This is a genomic window from Amphritea sp. (assembly GCF_050300915.1).
Classification (GTDB): Bacteria; Pseudomonadota; Gammaproteobacteria; order Pseudomonadales; family Balneatricaceae; genus Amphritea.
In genome coordinates this window covers 1-3,296 of record NZ_JBNKYN010000140.1, presented here as the reverse complement: position 1 = coordinate 3,296, position 3,296 = coordinate 1, and the positions used below count along the sequence as shown (strand labels likewise).

Genomic DNA, 3,296 nt, shown 5'->3' with positions numbered 1-3,296 from the left:
CGGCTCCAGCGTTGCGGTTTTGATCTCTATGGTCATTTGCTTGATCCCTTCTGTTCGGGTTATTTATTTTTATTTATTAGCGCAGCGGTTACAGCGGTTAACGGTCTCAGCTATGGTTTTTTGCCATCAGGGTCTCTTCGCCGTAGCGCCATTTTTCCATCTCGGCATCCACACTTTCCTGCTGCTCACGGGTCATAAACACCACATCATTCGCAGTACAAAAATGCTCGAAAGCGGTTTTAGGCATAATCAGCTCAACAAACAGCATCGGGTCACCAATGGCAAAATCGAACTCGACAAAGCGAGCATTTTCATCACTGCGTACGCGGATATATTTGACGTAGCTATCCAGTCCGGCGACATCTGCGCCGACGGTAGTCATATGGTTTGTGCTCATGGAACAACTCCACTGCGAAGCTGCAGAGATGCCTTAAAGACACTCTGCAGTTTCTGAATTGTTAAATCAGGTGACGATGGTCAGGAATGACTCATGAAGTTTTCGTTGCGGATAATCCAGCCCCTGGGGGAAATGATCCCAGTCCCAGGTGATGGTTTCATAATCAGGATAGGGCTGATAACCCCCCATAAACGTTTCAAAGCGGTTACCGGACGGGTCCCAGGCATAGATAGTACAGCCGCGGGTAATACCGTGACGGGTCGGGCCAATATCCACCGACACCTCATTCATCGACATAATATCCCCAGCCCGCAGCACTTTCTCCCAGCTTTCCATCAGGAACGAGCAGTGGTGCAGTTTGCCTGGGTCAGGGTGTTCAACAAAAGCGATATCGTGGACTTTATGCGAGCAGGATAACCACAGGGCAGCCTCAAACTCGCCATCTTCAGCCAGCACCCGCTCCACCAGAAAGAATCCCAGAACCTCTTCAAAGATCTTTTTGTTGGCCGCGACATTTGGCCCGTACAGCAGCATATGGTCCAGCCGAACCGGCGCAATACCCTGTTCACTGGCTGCATTCCACGGGCCCGGATTGGCATTAGTCAGGCCATTACCGACGGCGCTCTTTTCAGCATACAGCTCCATCAGATGACCGGTTGGCAGGGTAAAGCGTACCCGCTCACCGGTTTCCAGCATATCTCCGGCAGGCATACGGGTGGTTGCAATACCATATTCATTAAGATCCGCTTCCAGCTTATCCAGCGTTGCTGCATTCAGAACTTTAAAGCCGAAGAAATCTATCCCGGCTTCTTCAGCCTGGCGGATGATGTAACTGTTATGATCCCGTTCATCCCAACACTTGAAATAAACGCGACCCTGGTTATCACGACCTGTTTCCACCAGTCCCATTACATCACGATAAAAACGTGCACTCTCTTCCAGATCAAATACTCGAACCTGAACATGTCCAGGTCTTAACACACCGGTCATTGCCATACCAAAACTCCAGTTTTTAAAATTATTTTTTGGATATTCCGTATGGGGTATATTGCACAGCTCAGACCAGATAATATTTTTTAACTATTAATCAACGACTTATAATAATTCATACCTTTTTGTGAAAAACAGATGCGTTCAAAAATGTTCAATTAAATCAAAAACAACCGTTCAATTTTGAACGAAATATATAATTCGTTCAAAATTGAACGGTCACCCCCATATCAACAGGAGGCAACCTTTTTAATCAAAAAAATCACTAGACGGACTCTGTCGATGATGGTTAATCTGTTAGCTATCGCACGCCAATCGACTAAAAAAATAACAATAAAATGCAAAACCAAGAACTCTTAGAACACTTTAAAATCCACGAAAAGCTGCGCTTCGAAAGCGATGATGGACAGATCTGGCTGGATAAGAACCGTATGCTGCTGTTTCACAGCCAGGTGCTTGCTGAGATCCGTAAAAGTCTGTTTGATAGCCTCGACCCTAAACAGGCACAGAGCATCCTGGTACGTATGGGCTTTGCGGCCGGGCAGCAGGACGCAGAGCTGGCACTGAAACTGTATGGCACCGACAATAACTACGATGTTTTCGATATCGGCCCGGCCCTGCATGGTTTAGAAGGCTTTGTTAAATCCACTATCGTTGAGTCAGAAGTAGACTGGGAAAAAGGCAGTTTCTACGGCAAAGTTGTCTGTCTGAACTCCGTTGAAGCCGCCATTGAACTGGAGGAATCAGGCCCCAGCCATGACCCGGTTTGCTGGATGCTGGTCGGCTATGCGTCCGGCTACTCTTCGATGTTTTTCAAACGCTACATCGTCTTTAAAGAGGTGGAATGTGTCGCTAAAGGGGATGCCAGATGCGTGCTCGTTGGCAAACCGGTTGAAGCCTGGGGAGACGATGACTATATCGATTATTTTAAGCAGGACCCGGTCAAACAGCAGTTTCGTTCAATCGAATCTGAACTCAATAGTCTGAGGGGGTTTCCCTCAGCCAAGCGCCCGGAACAGGGAAAACTGATCGGGCAGTCCCCCGAGTTTATTAAAGCGTTCAGCCTGCTTAATCAGGCAGCTAACAGTCCGATCAACGTACTTCTGCTGGGTGAAACCGGTGTAGGCAAAGAGCTGTTTGCCCGTTGGCTGCATGAAAACAGTAGTCGATCTGACAAGCCTTTTATCGCGATTAACTGTGGCGCTATCCCCAATGATCTGATTGAGGCTGAGTTATTTGGCGTTAAAAGTGGTGCCTATACCGGCGCCAACGCTTCCCGGCCTGGGCGTTTCGAATCAGCCAATGGCGGCACACTGTTCCTCGATGAGTTGGGTGAACTCTCGTTGTCTGCTCAGGTAAAACTACTAAGGGTGCTGCAGTCGGGGGAGCTGGAACGCCTGGGCGATAATAAAACAATAAAAGTGGATGTCAGACTCATCGCTGCAACCAATATGAAGCTGCTTGAAGCGATCGATCAGGGGCAGTTCCGCTCAGATCTCTATTATCGGATTGCCACTTATCCGGTGGAGATTCCGCCACTCAGATCCAGAAAGTCGGACATCCCACTACTAGCCTGTTCAATGGTTGAGAAATATGCGCCGCTGTATAACAAATCCATAGAAGGGATAAGCGACAGTGCCATGCAGTCATTAATGAGTTATGACTGGCCGGGTAATATCCGGGAGCTGCAAAATATTATTGAAAGAGCAGTACTGCTGGCTCCGGCTAGTGGCTCTATAGAGCGTCAGCATGTTGTCACCCGCACATCAACAACACGACAAACTGAAGCCCTGACAGCAGAGCATGAAACCACCGCGTCAATGGAAAACATCTACGACCACTTACTGGAGGAGAACCTGCCGCTGAAAGAGTTTGAAGGCCGACTGATTAAAGCCGCCATGGAGAAAAC

At 48.2% G+C, this 3,296-nt stretch carries 3 protein-coding genes; 1 reads left to right on the top strand and 2 read right to left on the bottom strand.

Going from position 1 to position 3,296, the window contains the following annotated elements; genetic code table 11:
- Positions 1-106: 106 nt before the first annotated feature.
- Entirely contained in the window at positions 107-397 is a 291-nt protein-coding gene (locus tag ACQY8X_RS20685; RefSeq protein WP_428037023.1) for a phenol hydroxylase subunit, read from the bottom strand.
- A 66-nt stretch (positions 398-463) separates the two neighbouring features.
- Entirely contained in the window at positions 464-1,393 is a 930-nt protein-coding gene (locus ACQY8X_RS20680) for a catechol 2,3-dioxygenase (protein ID WP_428037022.1), read from the bottom strand.
- Between the two features lie 332 nt (positions 1,394-1,725).
- Between ACQY8X_RS20680 and ACQY8X_RS20675 the strand changes: the two genes are divergently transcribed.
- The coding region (locus ACQY8X_RS20675; protein ID WP_428037021.1) for a sigma 54-interacting transcriptional regulator at positions 1,726-3,296 on the top strand (1,571 nt) is incomplete at its 3' end.